This window comes from Mycolicibacterium agri, from assembly GCF_002553505.1.
Classification (GTDB): Bacteria; Actinomycetota; Actinomycetes; order Mycobacteriales; family Mycobacteriaceae; genus Mycobacterium; species Mycobacterium agri.
This window is the reverse complement of record NZ_PDCP01000078.1, coordinates 1-23,627: the sequence shown is the minus strand read 5'-3', so window position 1 is coordinate 23,627 and position 23,627 is coordinate 1. Positions and strand designations below refer to the sequence as shown.

Here is a 23,627-nt window from a genome sequence, read left to right as displayed (position 1 = left end):
GATCATGGTAAACCTGCTATTGGTCATCGTGCTGGTGCTGGCGGTGCTGGTGCTGATCGGCTTCGTCCTCGGCTACAACAAGATTCGCCGGGCAGACATCCGGGTAGCCGAAGCGTTGTCCGGGATCGACGTGGAGTTGACCCGCCGCGCGGCGCTGATACCGAGCCTGGTGCACACGGTGCAGACATTTGCGACCCATGAGAAAGGCATCCTCGACAACGTGACCAATGCGCGAGCGGCGTTGACGTCGGCGACCTCGGGCAAGTCGGTGGCGCAGCGCAGCGCCGCCGAGCAACGACTCGACTCGGCGCTGGCCTCGCTGCTGGCGCTCGGGCAGAGCTACCCGCAGCTGAACTCGTCGAACAACTTCTTGAACCTGCAGGAGAACCTCGCCGACACCGAGAACAAGCTGGCGTTCGCGCGGCAGTACTACAACGACGCGGCCGCCACGCTGAACCGACTGCTGACCACCATCCCGTGGATGTTCGTCGCGCCCTTGACCGGCGTGGCGGAGCGGGAGTACTACCAGGTGCCGCGCTAGGCATGCGCATCGTCTTCGCCGGCACCCCCGAACCCGCGCTTCCGTCGCTGCGCAGGCTCATCGAATCCCCGCGCCACGACGTGATCGCCGTGCTGACGCGGCCGGACGCCGCCGCGGGCCGCCGGGCCAAACCGGCGCCGTCCCCGGTCGCGCGGTTGGCGCTGGACAGCGGCATCCCGGTGCTGCGGCCCGAGCGGCCCAACTCCGACGAATTCGTCGCGGAGCTGGCCGCTTTGGCGCCGGACGCGTGTGCGGTCGTCGCATACGGCGCGCTGCTTCGCGACAGCCTGCTCGCCGTGCCCCGGCACGGGTGGATCAACCTGCATTTCTCGCTGCTGCCCGCGTGGCGGGGCGCGGCGCCGGTGCAGGCCGCCATCGCCGCCGGAGACACCGTCACGGGAGCCACCACGTTTAAGATCGAGCCCGCGCTGGACTCCGGGCCGGTGTACGGGGTGATCACCGAGACGATCCGGCCGACCGACACCGCGGGAGATCTGCTTGAGCGGCTTGCGATTTCGGGCGCGGAGCTGCTCGAAAGGACGCTCGACGGCATCGCCGACGGCACGCTGACGCCGGTGCCGCAACCGGCGGAGGGCGTCAGCGTCGCACCCAAGGTCACCGTCGACGACGCCCGGGTGCGCTGGGATCTGCCCGCCCATGTCGTCGAGCGGCGGATCCGGGCCGTCACCCCCAATCCCGGCGCCTGGACGATGGTGGGCGACCTGAGAATCAAACTCGGGCCCGTCACCATCGACGAGACGGCAAACCCGTTGCCGCCAGGCGTAATTCGAGTGGACCGCGCCGGTGTGCGGGTCGGCACCGCATCGCAGCCCGTGCTGCTGGGCCTGGTCCAGCCGCCGGGCAAGAAGCAGATGAACGCGGCCGACTGGGCGCGCGGGGCCCGTCTCGACGAGTCCGCGACCGCGTCATGACCAAGCCACGCCGGTCGCGCCGCAAACCGCTCGACCCCGCCCGGCGGGCGGCTTTCGATGTGCTGCGGGCGGTCTCGGAGCGCGACGCCTATGCCAACCTGGTGCTGCCGACGCTACTGCGGGAACGCGGTATCACCGGCCGCGACGCCGCGTTCGCCACCGAACTGGCCTACGGCGCGTGCCGCACCCGCGGCATCCTCGACGCCGTCATCGCCAGCGCCGCCGGCCGCGAACCCGAACGCATCAACCCGGTGTTGCTCGACCTGCTGCGCCTCGGCGCCTACCAACTGCTGCGCACCCGCGTCGACGCGCACGCCGCCGTGTCCACCACCGTCGAACAGGCCGCCATCGAATTCGACTCGGCGCGAGCAGGTTTCGTCAACGGCGTGCTGCGGACCATCTCCGCCCGCGACGAGCAGTCGTGGCTCGAAGAGCTCGCCCCGTCCGCCGACTCCGACCCCGTTGGGCACCTGGCGTTCATGCATGCCCATCCGCGGTGGGTGGCCCAGGCGTTCGCCGACGCGCTCGGCAGGGACGCCGGCGAGCTGGAGGCGCTACTTGCGGCCGACAACGAGCGGCCGGTCGTTCACCTGGCGGCCCGCCCCGGCGTGTTGACCGCGGCGGAACTGGCTGAAGCCGTCGACGGCACCGTCGGACGCTATTCGCCGTACGCCGTCTACCTCGCTGGCGGCGACCCCGGGGCGCTCGACCCGGTCCGCGACGGCGCGGCGCTGGTCCAGGACGAGGGCAGCCAGCTAGTGGCCAGGGCGCTGGCGCTGGCACCTGTCGATGGGGACGCGGGCCGCTGGCTCGACCTGTGCGCAGGCCCGGGCGGCAAGACGGCCCTGCTTGCGGCGCTTGTCGCGCACGCGAGCAGCGGAAAGACAACCGCCGCGGAGTCCGGCGGCCGGGTCATTGCCATCGAACCGAACGCGCGGCGCGCCGACCTCGTCGAGCAGAACACCCGCGGCCTGCCCGTCGAGGTGCTGCGCGTCGACGGTCGTGATCCGGGGCTCGAGCCGCAATTCGACCGGGTGCTCGTGGACGCGCCGTGCACCGGGCTGGGCGCGCTGCGGCGCAGACCCGAGGCGCGCTGGCGCCGTCAACCGGCCGACGTGCCGCCGCTGGGGCGGCTGCAGCGCGAACTGCTCGCCTCGGCGATCCGGCTGACCAGGCCCGGCGGCGTCGTGCTGTACGCGACGTGCTCGCCGCATCTGTCTGAGACGGTCGGGGTGGTGGCCGACGCGCTGCGCCGCCACCCCGTCACCGCGCTCGACACCCGGCCCTTGTTCGACGGGGTCGACCGCCTCGGCGACGGGCCCCACGTGCAGCTGTGGCCGCATCGGCACGGCACCGATGCGATGTTCGCGGCCGCCTTCAAAGTAGGGTGAGCGCATGTCACGACCGCTCATCGCACCATCGATCCTGGCCGCCGACTTCGCGCGGCTGGCCGACGAGGTCGCGGCCGTCAAAGGCGCCGACTGGGTGCACGTCGACGTGATGGACAACCATTTCGTGCCGAACCTCACCATCGGCCTGCCTGTGGTCGAGGCGCTGCTGCCGACGACCGACATCCCGATGGACTGCCATCTGATGATCGAGAACCCGGACCGGTGGGCGCCGCCGTACGCCGAGGCCGGCGCCTACAACGTCACCTTCCACGCGGAGGCCACCGACAATCCCGTTGGCGTGGCCCGCGACATCCGCGCCGCGGGCGCCAAGGCGGGCCTCTCGGTCAAGCCGGGCACACCGCTGGAGCCGTACCTGGAGATCCTGCCCGAGTTCGACACGCTGTTGATCATGTCCGTCGAGCCCGGGTTCGGCGGGCAGAAGTTCATCCCGGAGGTGCTGCCCAAGGTCGGCATCGCGCGCAGGCTCGTCGACGAAGGCGAGCTGACGATCCTGGTCGAAATCGACGGGGGCATCAACGCCGACACCATCGAGCAGGCCGCCGAGGCCGGTGTGGACTGTTTCGTGGCGGGCTCGGCGGTGTACAGCGCAGACGATCCCGCCGCCGCTGTCGACGCGCTGCGCAAGAAGGCCGCGGCCGCGTCAAAACACCTTCGGCTATGAATGTCGACGCCGCCATGCGGTTGGCCATCGAGCAGGCCGAGAAGGTCAAGGGCGGCACCTACCCGAATCCGCCTGTGGGAGCGGTCATTCTGGACCGCAACGGCGAGGTCGCCGGCGTCGGGGCAACCCAACCGACCGGAGGCCCGCACGCCGAGGTGATGGCGCTGCGTGAGGCGGGCGACCGCGCCGCACGCGGCACGGCGGTGGTGACGTTGGAGCCGTGCAATCACCACGGCCGAACCCCGCCGTGTGTGGATGCGCTGCTGGCAGCGGGTATTTCGGCGGTGGTGTATGCGGTCGGCGACCCGAACGCCGTAGCCGCCGGGGGAGCGGCCCGCCTCGCCGAGTCGGGGGTCGAGGTCACCGCCGGGGTGCTTGCCGACGAGGTCGCGGGCGGCACGCTGCGGGAGTGGCTGCACAAGCAGCGCACCGGGATGCCGCACGTCACCTGGAAATTCGCGACGAGCATCGACGGCCGCAGCGCCGCTGCCGACGGCAGCAGCCAGTGGATCACCAGCGAGGCCGCCCGCGCGGACGTGCATCGCCGCCGCGCCGCCTGCGATGCCATCGTGGTCGGCACCGGCACCGTGTTTGCCGACGACCCCACGCTGACGGCGCGCCTGCCCGACGGCAGCCTGGCCGAACGGCAACCGCTGCGGGTGGTCGTGGGGGAGCGCGAAATCTCCTCGGACGCCAACGTGCTCAACGACGACAGCCGCACGATGCTGATCCGCACCAGGGACCCGCACGAGGTGATCAAGGCGCTGTCGGATCGCACCGACGTGCTCGTCGAGGGCGGTCCGACGCTGGCGGGAGCGTTCCTGCGGGCCGGGGTGATCAACCGGATCCTGGCCTACATCGCGCCAATCCTGTTGGGCGGCCCGATAACTGCGGTCGACGACGTGGGGGTGTTGTCGATCGCGCACGCGCAGCGCTGGCGATTCGACGGGATCGAGTCCATCGGACCCGACGTTCTGCTCAGTCTGGTTCCTGAGTAGCCGCGGCCTCGTCGGCGGTGGGCAGCGGGCGGTGCTCGATCAGATCGCGGATTCCGCCGACGCCGAGGCGTTCCCGAAACGCCGCCACCGTGTACCCGATGACCGTGGCGTCGGTGCGGGCCCGCGCCGTGGCCGACCGTGGCATGTGGAACAGCGGGCCCAATTCGCCGAAATAGTCGCCGGGTTCGGCAACCCAGATCAATTCCTCGCCGCCGCCGGACAATTCGCGCACGAGCTCGATCTCACCCTCGGACACCACATAGATGCAGTCACCCATGGTGCCCTCCTCGAACAACACGTCGCCGGGCGCCAACGTCACCGTGGCGGGCGGCCGGTTGGTCTCGGCGAACTCCGGCACGAGTTCGACGACGCGGTCGGCCAGCGGCAGGATCCGGCTGTCGTGGGTGGCGACCACGACGATCCGGTCACCGGAGGCCAGTTCGCGGATCAGCCGCAGCACCTCCTCGACCTGGATGAAATCGAGATGGGCCGTCGGTTCGTCGGCCAGCACCAACGGCGGATCGAGCGCGATCGCCCGCGCCACCGCTACCCGCTGCTGTTGCCCGCCGCTGAGATCGCCTGGCCGGTGGCTGGCCCGATCCGCCAGCCCGACGCGTGCCAGCAGTTCTGCGGCCTGCTCCCGCGCCTGGTGTCGCGACATCCCCGAGGCGCGCAGCGGCACCATGACGTTCTCCAGCGCGGTGAGGCTGGGCACCAGGTTGAACGCCTGGAACACGATGCCCACCTTCTCGCGGCGATATCGCGACAGCTGCTTGGCGTCGAGGGAGGTGACATCGACATCGCCGAATTTGATCGCTCCCGCAGCCGGTTTGAGGATGCCGCCGAGGCAGGACAGCAACGTGGTCTTGCCGCATCCGCTGGGGCCCAACAGGATCACCAGCGATCCGGCGGCCACGTCGAGGTTGAATCCGTCCAGCGGGCGAACGGCGTACCCGCCGCTGCTGTACTCCACGACGAGGTTCTGGATGCTGAGATCGCCCATGGCTCAAGGACCCCCGAATGCCATGGCGGGGTCGACCGAGACGGCACGGTGCAGGCCGGTGGCGCTGGCTACCAGTCCGAACACCACCGCGACGACCGGTAGCAGCACGTAGGCGTAGCCGGGCACGATCACCTGCATCGGGAAGATCGGCGCGAGCAGCGCCGAAAGGGCGATGCCCACGACCACGGCCGACAGTGCCACCACGATGGCCTGCAACGCCAACCCGGCCGCGATGGACTTCGTCGGAACGCCAATCGCCTTGTACACCGCGAAATCCCGCAACCGCTCCAACGCTGACAGATAGATGATCGATCCGACGATCAACGCGGCCACCACCCACAGCAGTACTGCCACGATCGTGATGGAGTTGACCGCGACCTTGAGTGGGCGCAGCAGATCGGCGATCGCTGCGTCGCGGTCGATCGCCGTGTACCCCGCTGGCACCTGTTCAATCGCGCCGCGAATGCCGATCGACGCGACCAGCGGTTGGCCGCCGTACACCAGGCGCTGGGCGCCTTGGGTGGTGAGGAAGATGTTGGGCAGATTGGCCAGCGCCGTGGAGTTCTCGACGATGCCGACGATGTGCAGCCGCTGCGAAGCGATTTCGATGTCTTCGCCCTCGTTGCGACCGAGCGTGCTGGACACGGCGACCTCAGCGGGTGTCGCCGGCGGGCGGCCCTGCGACATCTGCGGCATTCCCGGCCCGTGTTCGGGTGCGCCGAACAGGTCGGCGTTGCGGGTTTCGTCTCCGAGGGTCACCGTGCCGCCGGCGTACACCAGCGGGGCGGCCTCCTGCACCCCGGGCATGACGGCGATCCGGCGCAGATCCGTCGGGGCGAACGGCGTCGCGCCGACGAACGGCCCCGAGGCGCCCTCTTTTACCAGAAACACGTCGACACCGAGCGAGTCGACAGTGCGCTGCGCCTCGGCCCGAAACCCGTTCGCCAACCCGGTGAGCACCAGCGTCATCGCGAAGATGATCGCGGTCGACACGGTCGCGATGACGAAGCGTCGTTTCCGCCACTGCATGTCACGCAGCGCGGCGAACAGCATGTGGCCGACGTTACCGACGCGCGCCCCGCGACGGGCCCGGTTCGCCGACGCGGCCCATAGTCAGCGGCCCGCGGCGAAGGTGCCCACCAGCGTGTTGCAGAACGCAGCCAGGTCGTCGGGTTTGCGGCTGGTCACCAACGTGTTCGGGCCGCGCGAGCACACCACCACTTCTTCGTCGACCCAGTTGGCGCCCGCGTTCACCAGGTCGGTGCGCAGGCTTGGCCACGACGTGACCATCCGACCGCGCACCACGTCGGCCTCGATCATCGTCCAGGGTGCGTGGCAGATTGCCGCCACCGGCCGCCCGGTGTCGAAGAAACTCCTGGTGAAGTGCACCGCCGCGGCCTGGGTGCGCAGGATGTCGGGGTTCGCCACGCCGCCGGGCAGCACCAGGCCGTCGTATTCGGCCGCAGTCACGCTGTCCACGGCCTTGTCGGCCTCGAACGTGTCGGCCGGGGTCAGATGGTTGAACGCCTGAACCTTGCCGACCTCCGTCGACACCAGTTCAGGCGTGCCGCCGGCCTGTTCGACGGCCTTCCATGGCTCGGTCAGCTCGACCTGCTCGGCGCCTTCCGGCGCCACCAAGAACGCAATGCGCTTACCTGCCAAAGTCGTTGCCATATCTGCCTCTTTCCACTCGACTGCTCTGCGGCCGCATACCCACGTCGCAGGGGAGGCAATCAGGGTGCGGGCAATTCCTGCGCACCGACGGGCAATTCGCGGCCCTCGATGACATCGCGCACCCCGGCGGGTCCGAGACGCGCGCGGAAGGCTTTGGCCGTGTAGCCCACCACCTGCGCGTCGGTGCGCGCCCGCACGGTCGCCGAGCGGGGCAGCCCGAACAGCGTTCCGATCTCGCCGAAGTAGTCGCCTGCGGTGGCGGTGCGCAGCAGTTCCTCACCGCCGCCGGACAATTCACGAACGATCTCGAACTCGCCCTCGCTGACGACGTAGATCAAATCACCCATCGAGCCCTGTTCGAACAGCACCGAACCCGCAGCCAGCTGGACGGTTTCGGGTGGCCGGTCCGTCGCGGCCACATGCGGTACCAACTCCACGACGCGGTCGGCCAGCGGCAACATCCGGGTGTCGTGGGTGGCGACGACGACGACGCGTTCACCGCTCGCCAGTTCGCGGATGAGCCGCAACACCTCCTCGACCTGGATGAAGTCCAGATGCGCCGTCGGTTCATCGGCCAGGATCAGCGGGGGATCGAGGGCGATCGCCCTGGCGACGGCGACGCGTTGTTGCTGGCCGCCGCTGAGGTCACCCGGACGGTGACGCATCCGGTCCTTCAGCCCGACGGCCTCGAGCAGTTCTTCGGCGCGGCGGCGGGATTCGCGATTACCCAGCCCCGCGGCATCCAACGGCACCATGACGTTCTCCAGCGCCGTGAGGCTGGCGAGCAGGTTGAACGCCTGGAACACGATGCCCACCGTGCGGCGCCGATACAGCGTCAGCGCGCTGGTGTTGAGTGCGGTGACATCGACGCCGTCGAGCACGATGCGCCCCGACGTCGGACGCAGAATGCCGCCGAGGCAGGACAGCAGCGTGGTCTTCCCGCAACCGCTCGGACCGAGCAGCAGCGCCAGCGACCCGGCCGCCACGTCCAGGCTCAGGCCGTCGATCGGGCGGAGGGCGTAACCGCCGCTGGAGTACTCGACCACGAGGTCGCTGATGCGCAGATCGCCCATGGTCAGGGCCCCCCGAACGCCAGCGCCGGATCGATCGTCACGGCTCGGCGCATCCCCGCGGCGCTGGCCAGCAGGCCGACGGCCACCCCGATCAGCGGCAACAGCAGAAACGCCGACGTCGGCACCTCGACGCGCATCGGGAACACCGGCGCGAGCACCAGCGACAGCAGCCCGCCAAGCAGCGCGGCCACCACGGCGACGATCACCGCCTGCAGGCACAGCCCCGCCAGCACCGAAGGTGTCGACACGCCAACGGCTTTCAGCACCGCGAAGTCCCGCGTGCGCTCCAACGCGGACAGGTAGATGACGGAGCCGACGATGAGCGCCGCGACGACCCATAACAGCACCGCGATCATGGTGATCGCCGCAACCGCGGCGGTCATCGGACGCATCAGATCCGCGACAGCGCCCGCCCGGTCGATGATGCGGTAGCCGTCGGGCACCGCTGCGGGCGTGCCTCGTATGCCGATCGACGTCACGATGGGCTGCGTGTTGAAGCCCATCTGCTGCGCTCCGGCGACGGTCAGGAACACGTTGGGCTGGCCGGCCAGCGCGGTCGAATCATCGACGATGCCAACGATTCGTATTGCGCTCGAACCAATTTCGATGTCATCGCCGATCTCAACGCCGAGCGTGCTCGATACGGCGGCTTCCTCGGCCCCTGCGGGGGCGCGTCCGCTGGCAATGGGAGGCATCCCGGGGCCCTGCGCCGGCGCGCCGAACACGTTGACGTTGCGGGTCGAGTCCCCGTCGGGCACGGTCGTCGCGGTGTAGACCAGCGGCACGGCGGCGGTGACGCCGGGAAGCCGGGCGGCCGTGGTGACCTCGCTCTGCGGGAACGGCGGTGAGCCGATGAAGGGGCCCGCGGGCCCGGTCCGGACCAGATAGGTGTCGAAACCCAGCGCGTCGGCGGTCTGGTTGGCCTCGACGCGGAAGCCGTTGGACAGGCCGGTGAGCACCAGCGTCATCGCGAACACCAGGCTCGTCCCGACGATCGCGATGAGGAAGCGGCGTCGCCGCCACTGCAGGTCGCGCAGGGTCACACGCAACATGGGGTGACGCTACCGACGGCCCGCCGCCTGCGGAGGCCTTTGCCACAACCGGACAGATGTGACGAAAACTACTGTGGATTACCGGTGGTTCTAGCCGCCGAGCTGTTGGCTGGGGCCGGTAGACTTGGCGGCATCGGGCATCAAGCCTGGAATATCGCGCTATCACCGTCGAGTTTGCGCATAGGTGAGCACGAACAAGAGGAATCGAGCGTGACTGCATTGCAGGACTGGCTCAACATTCGCCCATTCGACCCCAGGACCCCCGTAAAGGCGGTCGTGTGCGCGTTGCGCGGTGCCACCGGCCGAGACAACGGCGACACCGCGGACCTTGGCGTAGCCGCCGACAAGGCGCCCGCCGAGGTCAATGACGCGGATAACGCCACGGCCACCGCCGAACCGGCGTTGCTGCCGCGCGGCCTCGAACGCTGCTGATCAGCGCCCTTCGACGGCCGGCGCGGCCTCTTTGATCAAGCTCCTAGCGGCTTCCTGCTCGTCGGCGTGCTCGTTACGCCCGGCGATGAGCAGCCCCAACAGCGCACCGACGACACACACGATCGCGGTGATGCCGAACATCTCCCCGTATTGCGCCGCGAACGCTTCGACGCTGGCCTTCTGGAACCGGGCAGCGGCCGCGGCGGCCCGTGCCAGCGGAGAATCCGCGTCGGGCTGGGGCAACGCCGCCAACCGTTCGGCCAGGATCTGGTTGAACCGGTAGAGGCCCCAGGCGCTGAGCGCCGCGATGCCCACCAGCATGCCGATCATCCGCGCCACCACCACGGCGGCGGACGCGATGCCGTGCTGGGCCGCTGGCACCACCCGCAGGGTCGCCGACGTCAGCGGGCCGATCACCAGCCCGAGCCCGATGCCGGCGATCGCCAGGTCGGTGTCGAGCACCGGAAGGCTGATGAAGCCCAGATCGTGGCGGGCGGCGAGCAGGTCGACCGGCCACTGCGCGATCAGCCAGTAGCCGACCGCTGCGATCAGCAGCCCGGCGCACGCGACGGCGCGGTCGCCGACCCGGGTGGCGATCCAGCCGCCGGCCAGCGCGCCGATGGGCAGCGCGATCAGGAAGCGCAGCAGCAGGAACGCCGCTTCGTTCTGGTCCTGTCCCAGCACGCCCTGACCGAACAGTTCGACGTTGACCAGCGTCACCATCAGCGCGGCGCCCGCAGTCAGCGAGGCGCCGAGCGCGGCCAGAAACGGCCGGAAGCGCACCCCGGCCGGCTCGATCAGCCGGGTCTTGGCCATGCGTTCCCACACGAAGAACGCCACGGCCGCGACCAGCGCCGCGACCAGTAGCGGCAAGCCGTATGGCGGCAGCACCTGTTTCCCGTCGGGCGCCGGGTTGTACATGCCGACGACGATCAGCCCGAGGGTGATCGCCAGCAGGACTCCGCCGATGACGTCGACTCGTTCGCCGTTCTCGGGTTTCATCCGTGTCGGCAGGCTGAAGTGGATCATCACCATCGCGATGACGGCCAGGGGCACGTTGACCCAGAACACGGCCTGCCAGTGGTGGAAGATCCACACCAGCGCGATGCCGTACATCGGGCCCAGCACGCTGCCCAACTCCTGGGCGGCCCCGATTCCGCCGAGCACGCCCGCCCGGTTGCGCGCGGCCCACAGGTCGGCCGCAAGGGCGAGCGTGACGGGAAGCAGCGCGCCGCTGGCCGCACCCTGGATCACGCGCCCGACGACCAGGACAGTCAGGTCTGTCGACAGCGCGGTGATGACCGAGCCCACTGCGAAGCCCGCGAGGCTGACCTGGAGCAGCATCTTGCGGCCGAACCGGTCCGAGGCGCGGCCCAGCAACGGCATCGCGGCGATGTAGCCGAGCAGATAGCCGGTGACGATCGGCGTGACGCGCTGAATTTGGTTGATCGCGATCCCGACGTCGGACATGATGTCGCGGATGATCGTCACCACGACATAGGTGTCGAGCGCACCGAGCAGCACGGCGAGCGCGCCCGCGCTGATCGCGATTCTGCGGCTGCGGTTCGTGTGGGTCGTCGTCGCCGCGTGCATCAAACGGCGGGTTTGGTAACGGTGACGGGCTTGTCCCAATCAGACAGTGTCATCTGGACACTGTTTCCTTCCGACGGTTCCAATTTCGCTTGCACCAACTTGTGATCGCCGTCCTTGGCGATCCACGCGGTGCCTGGCACCGGTTCGGTCGCCTTGATCGGTGGCGCGATCTTGTTGACCGCATCGGCGTTGACCTTGCCGACCACCTTCACGGTTTCCACACCGTTGATGGTCTCGGTGCTATCGGACTTCGCATCGGTGAAGTTGGCCAGCACGTTGGCCAGTCCGCGGTCGGGACTGAGGATGGCCGCGATGTCGTAGACGTCAGCGGCAGGCCCCATATCGATATAGCTGTCCCCGGAGAGAGCGACATACAGGGTGCCGTCGATCACGACGAAATTGGCGTCGACGTCACTGCCCTGGAAGGTCAGCTTGGTGTTGCCCTGACCGGCGACAGCGGGAACGTTGGTCAGATCGCCGGTGAGGGTCTTGACGGGAAAGTTCTGAATTTCGCCGTCAACGGTGAGAGTGAGGTGGACGCTTTTCAGGTTCTGCGTCGCGGTGGTGGAGTCCTTGAGAAGTGTCTCCGCGTCCGGCAGCGATTCAGTCGACTTCTCCGACGACGATGAGCAGCCTGCGAGCAGTACTGCGGCTGCGAAAAGTGCGGTGAGAATTGGCCAGAGGGGTCGGACTGCGTTTTTGGGGCGCGTCTGCATGAGTGCAATCGTAGAGGGTCTATCTGCGTACCCTGTTTGGCGTGTTCACCGGAATCGTTGAGGAGCTGGGTGAGGTCGTCGGTAAAGAAGACTTCGGAGATGCCGCCCGGTTGTCCATTCGCGGGCCCGTCGTCACCGCCGATGCGCGCCACGGCGACTCCATCTCCGTCAACGGTGTCTGTCTGACCGTGGTGGAGGTGCAGGCTGACGGCTGCTTCACCGCGGATGTGATCAAAGAGACGCTGGACCGCTCCAGCCTGCGCGGCGTCGGCGTCGGCAGCCGGGTGAATCTGGAACGCGCCGCGGCGGTGAACAGTCGCCTCGGCGGGCACATCGTGCAGGGACACGTGGACGGCACCGGCCATGTGATTGCGCGCACCCCGTCCGAGCGTTGGGAGGTGGTGCGGATCGCCCTGCCCACCTCGCTGGCCCGCTACGTCGTCGAGAAGGGATCCATCACCGTCGACGGCGTGTCGTTGACGGTGTCCGGGCTCGGCCACGACTGGTTCGAGGTGTCGTTGATTCCCACCACATTGGAGACGACGACGCTCGGGAGTGCGCCCGTCGGTGCGCAGGTCAATTTGGAAGTCGACATCATCGCGAAATACGTCGAACGGTTGATGTCGCGCGATGCGCCCGAGTCGTAGGGGGTTTCGGGTCAGCGGCGCATCGAGGCGATGAAATACGTCTCCTGCCCGGTGGGGTAGCCGCCGCCGACGGTGGCGATGTGCACGTGGTCGTAATGGTTGGCGGTCTCGTTGCCGTAGTCCGCGGTCCAACTCGGCGCGCCGATGCCGGGGTAGAAGCCCTGACGCCAGATGACGTGAATGACGCCCCAGCGTTGCGCGTTCGCCAACGCCAGGCCGGCGATCTGATTGCCCAGCTCGATGCCCTTATCGGAGTGGTGGTTCGGGATCATCACGTCGATCGCCAGCCCGTTCGGATGCCACTTCAACGGGTCTTGGCGGTAGCCGCCGATCGTCTTGATCTCGGGGAACATCACGCTGATGGCGCGCGCCGCCCAGATCGTGTTGACCTGCAGGCCGTCCTCCGGGGCGACACCGGGGGGCAGCGCGAATTGAAAGTTCGCGGCCGCGACGGGGGCGTTGGCGGCCAGCAACTGCGCTTCGGCGGGGCTGGCCGTGTTCGGCGGGCCGGCCTGGGCTGACGGCGACGCCGGTGCCGGGGCGGTGTTCTGCCCGCTGCGCTGGTCGTCCTTGATCTGCCCGTGCAGCAATACCGCCGCGACCGCGACGGAGACCACTACCGCCAGGCACCGGCCCCTGCCGTTGCCCAACAGATCACTGCGCACGAACAAGGACTTTACGGCCGTGACCGGCGGCTTATGGCCAACTTGGAATTTGAGGTCGCCCGGCACCGGGTCACCCATAATCTGCGCGGGCGACAATAAGGGCGGGCCGGGCCAGCGAAGAATGGGCGCAGTGAGATCAGCGTGAGCTGGCTCGCAGCACCGACCGGATGTGCCGCATCACACACCTGCGGACCGGTTTGCGGACCAGGCGAGCAATAATCGCACCTTCGTCGTGGTTCATACTGAAGACAACGGCGATGGTTCCGGTCCTGATGGGCGGGAGCGGCGCGTCCCGGCAAGTGACTGGAACCGGTGAAGGTGGCGATGATGACGAGGTTGGACTCCGTCGAAAGGGCGGTTGCCGACATCGCAGCGGGGAAGGCCGTCGTCGTCATCGACGACGAAGACAGGGAAAACGAAGGCGACCTGATCTTCGCCGCCGAGAAGGCCACCCCCGAACTCGTCGCGTTCATGGTGCGCTACACCTCTGGCTATCTGTGCGTCCCACTTGACGGGGCGATCTGCGACAAGCTCGGCCTGCTGCCGATGTATGCCCTCAATCAGGACAAGCACGGCACCGCCTACACCGTCACCGTCGACGCGAAAACCGATATCGGCACCGGGATTTCGGCTTCGGACCGGGCGACGACGATGCGCAAGCTCGCCGATCCGAACAGCGTCGCCGACGACTTCACCCGGCCCGGGCACGTGGTCCCGCTGCGCGCCAAGGACGGCGGGGTGCTGCGCAGGCCCGGCCACACCGAGGCCGCCGTCGACCTGGCCCGGATGGCCGGTTTGCAGCCCGCGGGCGCGATCTGCGAGATCGTCAGCCAGAAGGACGAGGGCGAGATGGCGCAGACCGACGAGCTTCGGATCTTCGCCGACGAGCACGACCTCGCGTTGATCTCCATCGCCGACCTGATCGAGTGGCGCCGCAGGCACGAAAAGCACGTCGAGCGCGTCGCCGAGGCCCGCATCCCCACCCGGCACGGCGAGTTCCGCGCGGTGGGCTACACCAGCATCTACGAAGACGTCGAACACGTCGCCTTGGTCATGGGCGACATCGCCGGGCCGCAGGGCGACGGGCACGACGTGCTGGTTCGCGTGCACTCCGAATGCCTGACCGGTGATGTCTTCGGGTCCCGCCGCTGCGACTGCGGCCCGCAGCTCGACGCGGCGCTGGCGATGGTGGCCCGCGAGGGGCGCGGGGTGGTGCTGTACATGCGCGGCCATGAGGGCCGCGGCATCGGGCTGATGCACAAGCTGCAGGCCTACCAATTGCAGGACGCCGGCGACGACACCGTCGACGCCAACCTCAAGCTGGGGTTGCCCGCCGACGCCCGCGACTACGGCATCGGTGCGCAGATCCTCGTCGACCTCGGGGTGCGGTCGATGCGGCTGCTGACCAACAACCCGGCCAAGCGCGTCGGGCTGGACGGCTACGGGCTGCACATCATCGAGCGTGTGCCGCTGCCCGTGCGGGCCAACGCCGAGAACATCCGCTATCTGATGACCAAGCGCGACCGCATGGGCCACGACCTCGTCGGCCTGGACGAGTTGCACGAGGCCGTCACCATGGACTCCTACGAAGAGGGCGTGTACCTGTTGGGCGATCGGCGCCCCAACGACGTCGGCGGAGCGATATGAGCCCTGCGGCCGGTGTTCCTGACCTGCCACAGCTCGACGCGTCCGGCCTGACGCTGGCGATTGTCGCCAGCACCTGGCACCAGCGGATCTGCGACGCGCTGCTCGACGGCGCGCGCAAGGTCGCCGCCGACGCGGGCATCGACAACCCGACCGTGGTGCGGGTGCTCGGCGCGATCGAAATCCCGGTGGTGGCACAGGCTTTGGCGGCCTCCCACGACGCCGTCGTCGCGCTCGGTGTGGTAATCCGCGGCGAGACACCGCATTTCGACTATGTGTGTGATGCGGTGACGCAGGGCCTGACCCGGGTGTCGTTGGACGCGTCAACGCCGGTGGCCAACGGTGTGCTCACGACCAACACCGAGCAGCAGGCGCTCGCCCGCGCGGGCCTGCCCGACTCCACCGAGGACAAAGGGGCGCAGGCCGCAGCGGCCGCGCTGTCGACCGCGCTGACGCTGCGTGATCTGCAGCGGCGGTCATGAGCGACTGGGATCTGGAGATACGGCCGCACCTGACACCGTATTTCGCCTATGCGGCCGCGGTCGTCATTCTGGCCGCACATGTCACTGTCGGTGTGCTGCTGAAGATTTCGTCCACCGGGGTGGTCTTTCGCACCGCCGACCAGGTGGCGATCGCGCTGCTCGGCGTCGTCATCGCCGGTGTGGTGCTGACGTTCGCGCGGCCGCGGCTGCGAGTCGGTGCGCAGGGAATGCTGGTGCGGAACTTCTTCGGCGACAAGTTGATTCCCTGGTCTGACATCGTCGGCGTGTCGTTTCCACAAGGCGCGCGCTGGGCGCGGGTCGACCTGCCCGATGACGAGTACGTCGCGTTGATGGCGATCCAGGCCGTTGACAAGGAGCGCGCCGTCGAGGCGATGGACAAGGTGCGCGCGCTGGTGGCGCGCTACCGGCCCGACCTCACCGCACGCTGAGCGACATCGCAAGTTCGCCCGCGCGAACGTCGTTGCGGCTGCCCGTGATCGGTTGAAAACCGATGCTTTCGTACACGCCGCGGGCGACGGCGTTGTCCACCGCGACCCGTAGTGTGACGATGCGGGCCTGCCGGTCACGCGCCCAGTCGACGGCGGCGGCGACGAGCGGCCGCGCCAGACCGTGGCCGCGGGCGGCCGGGTCGAGCCACAACGAGTACAGGTAGACGGTGTCGGGGTTCTCCTGCTGCGCGCCGATCAGTCCGACCGCGCGGTCGTTCAGCATCGCCGCGAACTGCGCGTGCTCGCGCAGGCGACGGCGCCACTGCGCCGCGGTGAACGACGACTCCTGCTGAAACTGCGGATCCTCGGTGCCCAGCGAGTCGCTGAGCGCCCGCAACCGGACAGCGGCGAACAGCCGCCAGTCCGACTCCGTCAACCGGGTGACCCGTACGGTCACCGGGTGTCTCCCATCACCAACCCCTCGCGGCGCGGGTCGGCGCCGCCGATCCAGCCCGGGGAGCTGCGCACGATCGCCGACAAGCCGCTGGACTGGTCGGCGAGGTCGACCTGGTGGCCCAAGTCCCTCAGCCCGACCACCAGCGAATCGTGGTCGCCGTTGTCGGTGGTGTCGATGTTGGGATGCTCGCCGCCGACGTTGGTCTTCGGCGAGTTCGCCGCGCCGAAGTCCACCATGCCCACCGCCTGCTGCGGATCCATGCCCCAATCAAGCAGACCCACAATGCTTTTCACGACGAACTGAATGATAACCGCGCCGCCCGGCGACCCCAGCGTGGCGTACAGCGGCCCGCGCTCGGCGCCGTCCTTGTCGAAGATCAGCGTCGGCGCCATCGTGCTGCGCGGCCGCTTACCCGGCTGCACGCGGTTGGGCACCGCGACGCCGTCGGGTCCGGCGGGTTCGGCGGCGAAGTCGGTCAACTGGTTGTTCAGCACGAAGCCATCGGCCATGTGAAACGAGCCGAACTGTGACTCGACGGTGGTGGTGAGGGCGGCCGCGTTGCCGTCCGCGTCGACGATGCTGACCTGACTGGTGCCGTGCTCGGGCACCGCGCCGGGCTGCGCGGGCGCGCCGAATTCGCCGGGTTCGGCGGTGCCCATGCTGCGCTGCTCGGAGACCAGCGTGGCGCGCGCAGCCAGGTAGTCGCCGTTGAGCAGGGTGTCGGGCGTGCCGCCGGGCAGCGGCACGAAGTCGGTGTCGGCGACATAGGCGTCGCGGTCGGCGTAGGCGAGCCGCTCCGCCTCCGAGATCAGGTGCACACCCGTCACCGACGGCTTGCCGCCGTTGCGGTCCATGTCGGTGGGTTTGTACTCATTCATCGGGAAGTGCTCGAGCACACCCAGCGTGGCGGCGACCGCGATGCCGCCCGACGAGGGCGGCGGCATGCCGCAGATCTCCTTGTCCCGATACGGGGTGCACAGCGGTTCGCGACGCTTGGCGGCGTAGTCGGCCAGGTCCTGCTTCGTCATCAGGCTCGGTGTCCGCCCGCCCGAGGTGTCGGCGGCCGCGGCGACGATGGCGTCGGCGATGTCGCCGGTGTAGAAAGACTCCGGATCAGATGCGATGACGCCCAACGTCTTTGCATAGGCCGGGTTGGTCAGCTTGTCGCCGGCCGCCTTGGCGCTGCCGTCGGGGCTGAGGAAGTACGCCGACGCCTGCGGGTCGAGCTTGAGCTGCGGCGCGGCATCGGAGATGGCGGCCGCAAGCCGCGGGCTGATGTCGAAGCCCTCGCCGGCCATCGTGACGGCGGGGGTGAACAGGTCGCGCCAGGCTGTCTTGCCGTGCTCGCCGTGCACATCCATCAGCATCCGCACGATCCCGGGCACACCGATGGAGCGGCCCGAGGCCCTGGCATCCGGCTTGGGTTCGCTGCGGTCGGCGTCGGACACCCAGCGCAGGTAGTTCTCGTCCGCCGCGGCAGGGGCCACCTCGCGGCCGTCGAACGCCTGCACGGTGTCGGCGCCCGCGTCGTAGTAGAGCAGGAAGCCACCGCCGCCGATGCCGGAGGACTGCGGCTCGACCAGACCCAGCACCGCCTGAGCGGTGACCAGCGCGTCGGCCGCCGTTCCGCCGTCCTCGAGCACCTCGCACGCCGCCTGGGTGGCCAGCGAGTTCGCGGTGGCCACCGCGTACCGGGCGGTGTGCACCGCGGTCATGTCCCTGCGGTAGCCGGTGGCCGGTTCCTGCGTGCCGTTCTCGACGATCGCGCACGGCTCCGCCGCGGCAGGGGGTGCGTTCTCCCCGCTGTTCTCCCCGGCGTTCTCGCCGGTGCCGCAGCCGGCCAGCACCAACGCGACCCCCGCCAGCGGGGCCGCCAGCTTTCGAAGCGACGGGATCCCCATCACTCGACGGTAAATCATTTCCGTCTGAGCACGGCAGTAACCTGGGATCCGTGCCCGATCCAGCGACGTACCGACCGGCGCCCGGGTCGATTCCCGTCGAACCCGGCGTCTATCGGTTTCTCGATCCGCATGGCCGGGTGATCTACGTCGGCAAGGCCAAGAGCCTGCGCAGCCGGCTGAACTCCTATTTCGCCGACATCTCCGGGCTGGCGCCGCGAACGCGGCAGATGGTGATGGCGGCGGGCAGCGTCGAGTGGACGGTGGTCAGCACCGAGGTCGAGGCGCTGCAGCTGGAATACAACTGGATCAAGGAGTTCGACCCGCGGTTCAACATCCGCTACCGCGACGACAAGTCCTATCCTGTGCTCGCGGTCACACTCAACGAGGAGTATCCGCGGCTGATGGTCTACCGCGGAAAGCGCCGCAAGGGGGTTCGCTACTTCGGCCCGTACTCCCATGCGTGGGCCATCCGCGAGACGCTTGATCTGCTGACCCGAGTGTTTCCCGCACGCACCTGCTCGGCAGGAGTTTTCAAGCGGCACAGGCAAATCGACCGCCCATGCCTGCTGGGCTACATCGACAAATGCTCGGCGCCATGCGTCAACCGGGTCTCCGCCGAGGAGCACCGCAAGATCGTCCTCGACTTCTGCGACTTCCTGTCCGGCAAGACCGATCGGCTGGCGCGCGACATGGAGCGCGAAATGAACGCGGCCGCCGAGCAACTCGACTTCGAGCGCGCGGCACGGCTGCGGGACAACATCTCCGCGCTCAAGCGCGCGCTGGAGAAGCAGACGGTGGTGTTCGGCGACGGCACCGACGCCGACGTGGTGGCCTTCGCCGACGACGAGTTGGAGGCCGCCGTCCAGGTGTTTCACGTGCGCGGCGGGCGCGTGCGCGGTCAGCGCGGCTGGATCGTCGAAAAGTCCGGCGACACCGAGGATTCCAGCCAGGCGCATCTGGTCGAACAGTTTCTCACCCAGTTCTACGGCGACCAGGCGGCGTTGGCCGGCGCGGCCGACGAGGCCATCAACCCGGTGCCGCGCCAGATCCTTGTCCCGGTGATGCCGAACAACGCCGAAGAGCTCGAAACCTGGCTGTGTCAGCTGCGCGGCTCGCGGGTGGCGTTGCGAGTGCCGATGCGCGGCGACAAGCGCGCGTTGGCCGAGACGGTCAAACGCAATGCGCAGGATGCGCTGGCGCAACACAAGCTCAAGAGGGCCGGTGACTTCACGGCGAGATCAGCTGCGCTGCAAAGCATTCAGGAAGCGCTCGGGCTGGTCGACGCGCCGCTGCGGATCGAATGTGTCGACATCAGCCACGTGCAGGGCACCGACGTGGTGGCGTCGCTGGTGGTGTTCGAGGACGGTCTGCCGCGCAAATCCGACTACCGGCACTACGCCATCCGCGAGGCGGCCGGCGACGGCCGCTCCAACGACGTGGCGTCCATCGCGGAGGTGACGCGACGGCGGTTCGCGCGCCATGTCTCGGACCTGCAGAACACCACTGTGCTTACCGCCGAAGGAAAGTCGCGCAAGTTCGCCTATCCGCCGAACCTGTTCGTCGTCGACGGCGGTGCCCCGCAGGTCAATGCGGCTGCGGGGGTGCTCGAGGAACTCGGTGTCACCGACGTGGCCGTGATCGGGCTCGCCAAGCGACTGGAAGAGGTGTGGGTGCCCGCGGAACCGGATCCGGTGATCCTGCCCCGCAACAGCGAGGGGTTGTTCCTGCTGCAGCGGATCCGCGATGAAGCGCACCGGTTCGCGATCACCTACCACCGCAGCAAGCGGTCCAAGCGCATGACCGCCTCGGCCTTGGACACCGTCAAGGGCCTGGGCGAACACCGGCGCAAAGCCCTGGTCACCCACTTCGGTTCGCTGGCCCGGCTGCGGCAGGCCAGCGTCGAGGAGATCACCTCGGTGCCCGGCATCGGGGTCGCCACCGCCAAGGCCGTCCTGGAAGCGCTCGGGGTCACACCCGATTCGGCAGCGCCCGCCCCGGTAATCGGAGATGATCAGACCAGGGCATCGGGATGACGGATCAAGGCACTGGCGAGGATTTGCGGGGGCAGGAGGCGCCCCGCGGCAGCGGCGCGGAAAGCGGCATCGACGTCGTGCTCGTCACCGGGCTGTCGGGGGCGGGCCGCGGCACCGCGGCCAAGGTGCTCGAGGACCTCGGCTGGTACGTGGCCGACAACCTGCCGCCGGAACTCATCGCCCGCATGGTCGACTTCGGCTTGGCGGCGGGTTCGCGCATCACCCAGCTGGCGGTGGTCATGGATGTCCGCTCGCGAGGTTTCACCGGCGACTTGGATTGGGTGCGTAGCGATCTGGCGACGCGCGGAATCGCACCGCGGGTGCTGTTCCTGGAGGCCTCCGACGACATATTGGTGCGCCGCTACGAGCAGAACCGGCGCAGCCACCCGCTGCAGGGCAACCAGACGCTTGCCGAGGGCATCGCCGCCGAACGCGCCATGTTGGCCCCGGTGCGCGCGACAGCCGACCTGATCATCGACACCTCGGCGCTGTCGGTGCCCGCATTGCGGGAAAGCATCGAGCGGGCCTTCGGCGGCGAGACCGTCGCCCACACCAGCGTCACGGTGGAGTCGTTCGGCTACAAGTACGGGCTGCCCATGGACGCCGACACGGTGATGGACGTCCGGTTCCTGCCCAACCCGCACTGGGTGGACGAACTGCGGCGACACACAGGGCAGCACCCCGCGGTGCGCGAGTACGTGCTGGGCCAACCCGGCGCCGCGGAGTTCCTGGACACCTACCATCGGCTGCTGGACCTGGTCATCGAGGGGTATCGACGGGAGGGGAAGCGTTACATGACGGTTGCCATCGGCTGCACGGGGGGTAAGCACCGCAGCGTTGCGATGGCCGAGGCGCTCGCGGCACGGCTGCAAGGCGGTGACCAACTCACGGTGCGGGTGCTCCACCGGGATCTGGGCCGCGAATGAATCCCGCACCACTCGAGGGTCACCGTCCGCCGCGCATCGTCGCACTCGGTGGCGGGCACGGCCTCTATGCCACACTGTCGGCCGCCCGCAGGCTCACCCCGCATGTCACCGCGGTCGTCACCGTCGCCGACGACGGCGGCTCGTCGGGCCGGCTGCGCGGAGAGCTCGACGTGGTCCCGCCTGGCGATCTGCGAATGGCGTTGGCTGCCTTGGCTTCTGACAGTCCACATGGGCGATTGTGGGCGACCATTCTGCAGCACAGATTCGGCGGCAGTGGCGCGCTCGCGGGTCACCCCATCGGCAATCTGCTGCTGGCGGGGCTCAACGAGGTGCTCGCCGATCCCGTTGCGGCGCTTGATGAATTGGGCCGCATACTCGGCGTCAAGGGCCGGGTGTTGCCGATGTGCCCGATCGCGTTGCAGATCGAGGCGGATGTCTCTGGGCTGGAAGCGGATCCGCGGATGAGTCGGGTGATCCGCGGTCAGGTCGCCATCGCCACGACACCCGGCAAGGTGCGCAGGGTCCGGCTGCTGCCCAACGACCCGCCCGCCACCCGTCAGGCCGTCGACGCGATCATGAGCGCCGACCTGGTCGTGCTCGGCCCCGGTTCGTGGTTCACCAGCGTCATCCCGCACGTCCTTGTGCCCGAACTGGCGGCCGCCCTGCAGGCCACGGCGGCGCGGCGGGCGCTGGTGCTGAACCTGGTGGCGGAGCCGGGGGAGACGGCGGGCTTCTCGGTCGAGCGGCATATCCATGTGCTGTCGCAGCACGCGCCGGGTTTCACGGTGAATGAGATCATTGTCGACGCTCCTCGGGTGCCCAGTGAGCGCGAGCGGGAGCAGCTGACGCGCACCGCGACCATATTGGGTGCTGCGGTTCAGTTTGCTGAGGTGTCCAGACCTGGTACACCTTTACATGACCCGGCGAGGTTGGCCGCGGCGTTGGAGGGGGTGCGCTTGCGTGGAATGCAGCCGGGAGGAGGTGCCGTCCAGCCACCGACGGTTCCCACTCCCGCACGGACAGTTGACGGACCGAGAGGTGACGACCCGTGGCGATGACAGCCGAGGTCAAGGATGAGTTGAGCCGCCTTGTTGTCAATTCGGTCAGCGCGCGCCGCGCCGAGGTGGCGTCGCTGCTGCGCTTCGCCGGCGGACTGCACATCGTTTCCGGCCGTGTCGTCGTCGAGGCCGAGGTCGACCTGGGCATCATCGCGCGGCGGCTGCGCAAGGATATTTTCGACCTGTACGGGTACAACGCGGTCGTTCATGTGTTGTCCGCCAGCGGAATCCGCAAGAACACCCGCTATGTGGTGCGGGTCGCCAAGGACGGTGAGGCGCTGGCCCGCCAGACCGGGCTGCTCGATATGCGGGGCCGACCGGTGCGCGGGCTGCCTGCCCAGGTCGTCGGCGGCAGCGTGGCCGACGCGGAGGCGGCATGGCGCGGGGCGTTCCTCGCGCACGGCTCGCTGACCGAACCCGGCCGGTCCTCGGCGCTGGAGGTCAGCTGCCCGGGGCCCGAGGCGGCGCTGGCGCTGGTGGGCGCCGCGCGTCGGCTCGGCGTGAGCGCCAAGGCGCGCGAGGTCCGCGGCGCCGACCGGGTCGTCGTGCGCGACGGGGAGGCCATCGGGGCGTTGCTGACCCGGATGGGCGCCCAGGACACCCGACTGACATGGGAAGAGCGTCGCATGCGGCGGGAAGTCCGCGCGACCGCCAACCGGCTGGCCAACTTCGACGACGCCAACCTGCGCCGCTCGGCCAGGGCGGCGGTGGCGGCGGCGGCCCGTGTCGAGCGGGCGCTGGAAATCCTCGGCGACACCGTCCCCGACCATCTGGCGGCGGCGGGCAAGCTGCGCATCGAGCACCGGCAGGCATCGCTGGAGGAGCTCGGCCGGTTGGCCGACCCGCCGATGACGAAAGACGCTGTGGCCGGGCGTATTCGGCGGCTGTTGTCGATGGCCGATCGCAAGGCCAAACAGGAGGGCATCCCCGACACCGAGTCGGCTGTCACGCCGGACCTGCTCGACGACGCCTGACCTTTCTCCCGCCAGCAGACGCAAAGGTCCCACCTTTCCTGGGGCGATTTCAGGCAGTGGATGCAACAGCGGGTGGTTTTGGCGGGTTTGAGAGTAGCTCGTCGAGGACTTCAGCGGGTTTCTTCCAGCCGAGGGTTTTGCGGGGTCGGGTGTTGAGTTGGGCGGCAACGTAGTCGAGGTAGTCGGCCGGGAACACTGATAGGTCGGTGCCTTTAGCAAAGTATTGGCGCAGCAGCCCGTTGGTGTTCTCGTTACTGCCGCGTTGCCATGGCGAGCGCGGATCGCAGAAGTAGATATCGAGCTC

General features: G+C 68.7%; 25 protein-coding genes. 14 read left to right on the top strand and 11 right to left on the bottom strand.

Going from position 1 to position 23,627, the window contains the following annotated elements:
• Window positions 1-4 precede the first annotated feature (4 nt).
• The 5 genes from CQY20_RS27435 to ribD are packed head-to-tail and all read left to right on the top strand — an operon-like array spanning window position 5 to window position 4,544.
• Window positions 5-541 carry a LemA family protein gene (locus tag CQY20_RS27435; protein ID WP_097943478.1) on the top strand — a complete coding sequence of 179 codons (537 nt, stop codon included), beginning with the start codon at window positions 5-7 and terminating at the stop codon, window positions 539-541.
• 2 nt (window positions 542-543) lie between these two features.
• Entirely contained in the window at window positions 544-1,473 is a 930-nt protein-coding gene (gene fmt / locus CQY20_RS27430) for a methionyl-tRNA formyltransferase (protein WP_097943476.1), read from the top strand.
• Complete coding sequence (locus CQY20_RS27425; RefSeq protein ID WP_097943474.1) at window positions 1,470-2,864, top strand: RsmB/NOP family class I SAM-dependent RNA methyltransferase; 1,395 nt, start codon at window positions 1,470-1,472, stop codon at window positions 2,862-2,864. The genes fmt and CQY20_RS27425 overlap by 4 nt, the downstream gene beginning before the upstream one ends.
• Window positions 2,865-2,868: 4 nt before the next feature.
• Window positions 2,869-3,546, top strand: a complete 678-nt coding sequence (gene rpe / locus CQY20_RS27420) for a ribulose-phosphate 3-epimerase (RefSeq protein ID WP_097943472.1) — start codon at window positions 2,869-2,871, stop codon at window positions 3,544-3,546.
• Complete coding sequence (gene ribD, locus CQY20_RS27415) at window positions 3,543-4,544, top strand: bifunctional diaminohydroxyphosphoribosylaminopyrimidine deaminase/5-amino-6-(5-phosphoribosylamino)uracil reductase RibD (protein WP_097943470.1); 1,002 nt, start codon at window positions 3,543-3,545, stop codon at window positions 4,542-4,544. The genes rpe and ribD overlap by 4 nt, the downstream gene beginning before the upstream one ends.
• Here ribD and CQY20_RS27410 read toward each other — a convergent pair.
• The 5 genes from CQY20_RS27410 to CQY20_RS27390 are packed head-to-tail and all read right to left on the bottom strand — an operon-like array spanning window position 4,525 to window position 9,346.
• A complete protein-coding gene (locus CQY20_RS27410) occupies window positions 4,525-5,547 on the bottom strand; it encodes an ABC transporter ATP-binding protein (protein WP_097943468.1) in 1,023 nt (340 codons plus the stop codon). The two genes, ribD and CQY20_RS27410, sit on opposite strands and share 20 nt — an antisense overlap.
• 3 nt (window positions 5,548-5,550) lie before the next feature.
• Window positions 5,551-6,600, bottom strand: a complete 1,050-nt coding sequence (locus CQY20_RS27405) for an ABC transporter permease (protein ID WP_097943466.1) — start codon at window positions 6,598-6,600, stop codon at window positions 5,551-5,553.
• 60 nt (window positions 6,601-6,660) lie between these two features.
• A complete protein-coding gene (locus CQY20_RS27400) occupies window positions 6,661-7,221 on the bottom strand; it encodes a type 1 glutamine amidotransferase domain-containing protein (protein WP_174814631.1) in 561 nt (186 codons plus the stop codon).
• A gap of 59 nt (window positions 7,222-7,280) precedes the next feature.
• Entirely contained in the window at window positions 7,281-8,294 is a 1,014-nt protein-coding gene (locus CQY20_RS27395; protein ID WP_097943464.1) for an ABC transporter ATP-binding protein, read from the bottom strand.
• Window positions 8,295-8,296: 2 nt separating this feature from the next.
• Window positions 8,297-9,346 (bottom strand): ABC transporter permease, encoded by a 1,050-nt coding sequence (locus tag CQY20_RS27390; protein ID WP_097943462.1) that lies wholly within the window; start codon window positions 9,344-9,346, stop codon window positions 8,297-8,299.
• 210 nt (window positions 9,347-9,556) lie between these two features.
• Here CQY20_RS27390 and CQY20_RS34265 point away from each other — a divergent pair, with 210 nt between their 5' ends.
• Window positions 9,557-9,778, top strand: a complete 222-nt coding sequence (locus CQY20_RS34265; RefSeq protein WP_109789751.1) for a hypothetical protein — start codon at window positions 9,557-9,559, stop codon at window positions 9,776-9,778.
• Here the strand turns inward: CQY20_RS34265 and CQY20_RS27385 are convergent, their stop codons facing one another.
• Together CQY20_RS27385 and CQY20_RS27380 are read right to left on the bottom strand one after the other, a co-directional pair.
• Entirely contained in the window at window positions 9,779-11,371 is a 1,593-nt protein-coding gene (locus tag CQY20_RS27385) for an MFS transporter (protein WP_097943460.1), read from the bottom strand.
• Window positions 11,371-12,087, bottom strand: a complete 717-nt coding sequence (locus CQY20_RS27380) for an LppX_LprAFG lipoprotein (protein WP_097943458.1) — start codon at window positions 12,085-12,087, stop codon at window positions 11,371-11,373. The genes CQY20_RS27385 and CQY20_RS27380 overlap by 1 nt, the downstream gene beginning before the upstream one ends.
• 41 nt (window positions 12,088-12,128) lie before the next feature.
• Between CQY20_RS27380 and CQY20_RS27375 the strand changes: the two genes are divergently transcribed.
• Window positions 12,129-12,734 carry a riboflavin synthase gene (locus CQY20_RS27375; RefSeq protein ID WP_097943456.1) on the top strand — a complete coding sequence of 202 codons (606 nt, stop codon included), beginning with the start codon at window positions 12,129-12,131 and terminating at the stop codon, window positions 12,732-12,734.
• Between the two features lie 11 nt (window positions 12,735-12,745).
• On the opposite strand, the gene CQY20_RS27370 is transcribed toward CQY20_RS27375, so the two are convergent.
• Window positions 12,746-13,399 (bottom strand): VldE C-terminal domain-containing protein, encoded by a 654-nt coding sequence (locus tag CQY20_RS27370; protein ID WP_097943486.1) that lies wholly within the window; start codon window positions 13,397-13,399, stop codon window positions 12,746-12,748.
• Window positions 13,400-13,726: 327 nt separating this feature from the next.
• On the opposite strand from CQY20_RS27370, the gene CQY20_RS27365 reads away from it, so the two are divergent.
• Genes CQY20_RS27365 through CQY20_RS27355 form a run of 3 tightly spaced genes read left to right on the top strand, consistent with a single transcriptional unit; the run spans window position 13,727 to window position 15,974 of the window.
• Window positions 13,727-15,046 carry a bifunctional 3,4-dihydroxy-2-butanone-4-phosphate synthase/GTP cyclohydrolase II gene (locus CQY20_RS27365; RefSeq protein ID WP_097943484.1) on the top strand — a complete coding sequence of 440 codons (1,320 nt, stop codon included), beginning with the start codon at window positions 13,727-13,729 and terminating at the stop codon, window positions 15,044-15,046.
• Window positions 15,043-15,525, top strand: a complete 483-nt coding sequence (gene ribH / locus CQY20_RS27360) for a 6,7-dimethyl-8-ribityllumazine synthase (RefSeq protein WP_097943454.1) — start codon at window positions 15,043-15,045, stop codon at window positions 15,523-15,525. Before CQY20_RS27365 ends, ribH begins: the two co-directional genes overlap by 4 nt.
• Window positions 15,522-15,974: a PH domain-containing protein gene (locus CQY20_RS27355; protein WP_097943452.1), complete on the top strand. Its 453-nt coding sequence runs from the start codon at window positions 15,522-15,524 to the stop codon at window positions 15,972-15,974. Before ribH ends, CQY20_RS27355 begins: the two co-directional genes overlap by 4 nt.
• Here the strand turns inward: CQY20_RS27355 and CQY20_RS27350 are convergent.
• Together CQY20_RS27350 and CQY20_RS27345 are read right to left on the bottom strand one after the other, a co-directional pair.
• Window positions 15,961-16,431, bottom strand: coding sequence for a GNAT family N-acetyltransferase (locus CQY20_RS27350; RefSeq protein WP_097943450.1), 471 nt, complete (start codon window positions 16,429-16,431; stop codon window positions 15,961-15,963). The two genes, CQY20_RS27355 and CQY20_RS27350, sit on opposite strands and share 14 nt — an antisense overlap.
• Window positions 16,428-18,332, bottom strand: coding sequence for a gamma-glutamyltransferase family protein (locus tag CQY20_RS27345; RefSeq protein WP_234816441.1), 1,905 nt, complete (start codon window positions 18,330-18,332; stop codon window positions 16,428-16,430). The genes CQY20_RS27350 and CQY20_RS27345 overlap by 4 nt, the downstream gene beginning before the upstream one ends.
• Window positions 18,333-18,382: 50 nt before the next feature.
• On the opposite strand from CQY20_RS27345, the gene uvrC reads away from it, so the two are divergent.
• The 4 genes from uvrC to whiA are packed head-to-tail and all read left to right on the top strand — an operon-like array spanning window position 18,383 to window position 23,323.
• Window positions 18,383-20,365 carry an excinuclease ABC subunit UvrC gene (uvrC, locus tag CQY20_RS27340; protein ID WP_097943446.1) on the top strand — a complete coding sequence of 661 codons (1,983 nt, stop codon included), beginning with the start codon at window positions 18,383-18,385 and terminating at the stop codon, window positions 20,363-20,365.
• Window positions 20,362-21,291, top strand: a complete 930-nt coding sequence (gene rapZ / locus CQY20_RS27335; protein WP_163700303.1) for an RNase adapter RapZ — start codon at window positions 20,362-20,364, stop codon at window positions 21,289-21,291. The genes uvrC and rapZ overlap by 4 nt, the downstream gene beginning before the upstream one ends.
• A complete protein-coding gene (gene yvcK, locus CQY20_RS27330) occupies window positions 21,288-22,349 on the top strand; it encodes a uridine diphosphate-N-acetylglucosamine-binding protein YvcK (protein ID WP_097943444.1) in 1,062 nt (353 codons plus the stop codon). Before rapZ ends, yvcK begins: the two co-directional genes overlap by 4 nt.
• Window positions 22,346-23,323, top strand: coding sequence for a DNA-binding protein WhiA (gene whiA, locus CQY20_RS27325; protein ID WP_097943480.1), 978 nt, complete (start codon window positions 22,346-22,348; stop codon window positions 23,321-23,323). Before yvcK ends, whiA begins: the two co-directional genes overlap by 4 nt.
• A gap of 49 nt (window positions 23,324-23,372) precedes the next feature.
• On the opposite strand, the gene CQY20_RS27320 is transcribed toward whiA, so the two are convergent.
• The coding region (locus CQY20_RS27320) for an IS30 family transposase (RefSeq protein WP_109789746.1) at window positions 23,373-23,627 on the bottom strand (255 nt) is incomplete at its 5' end.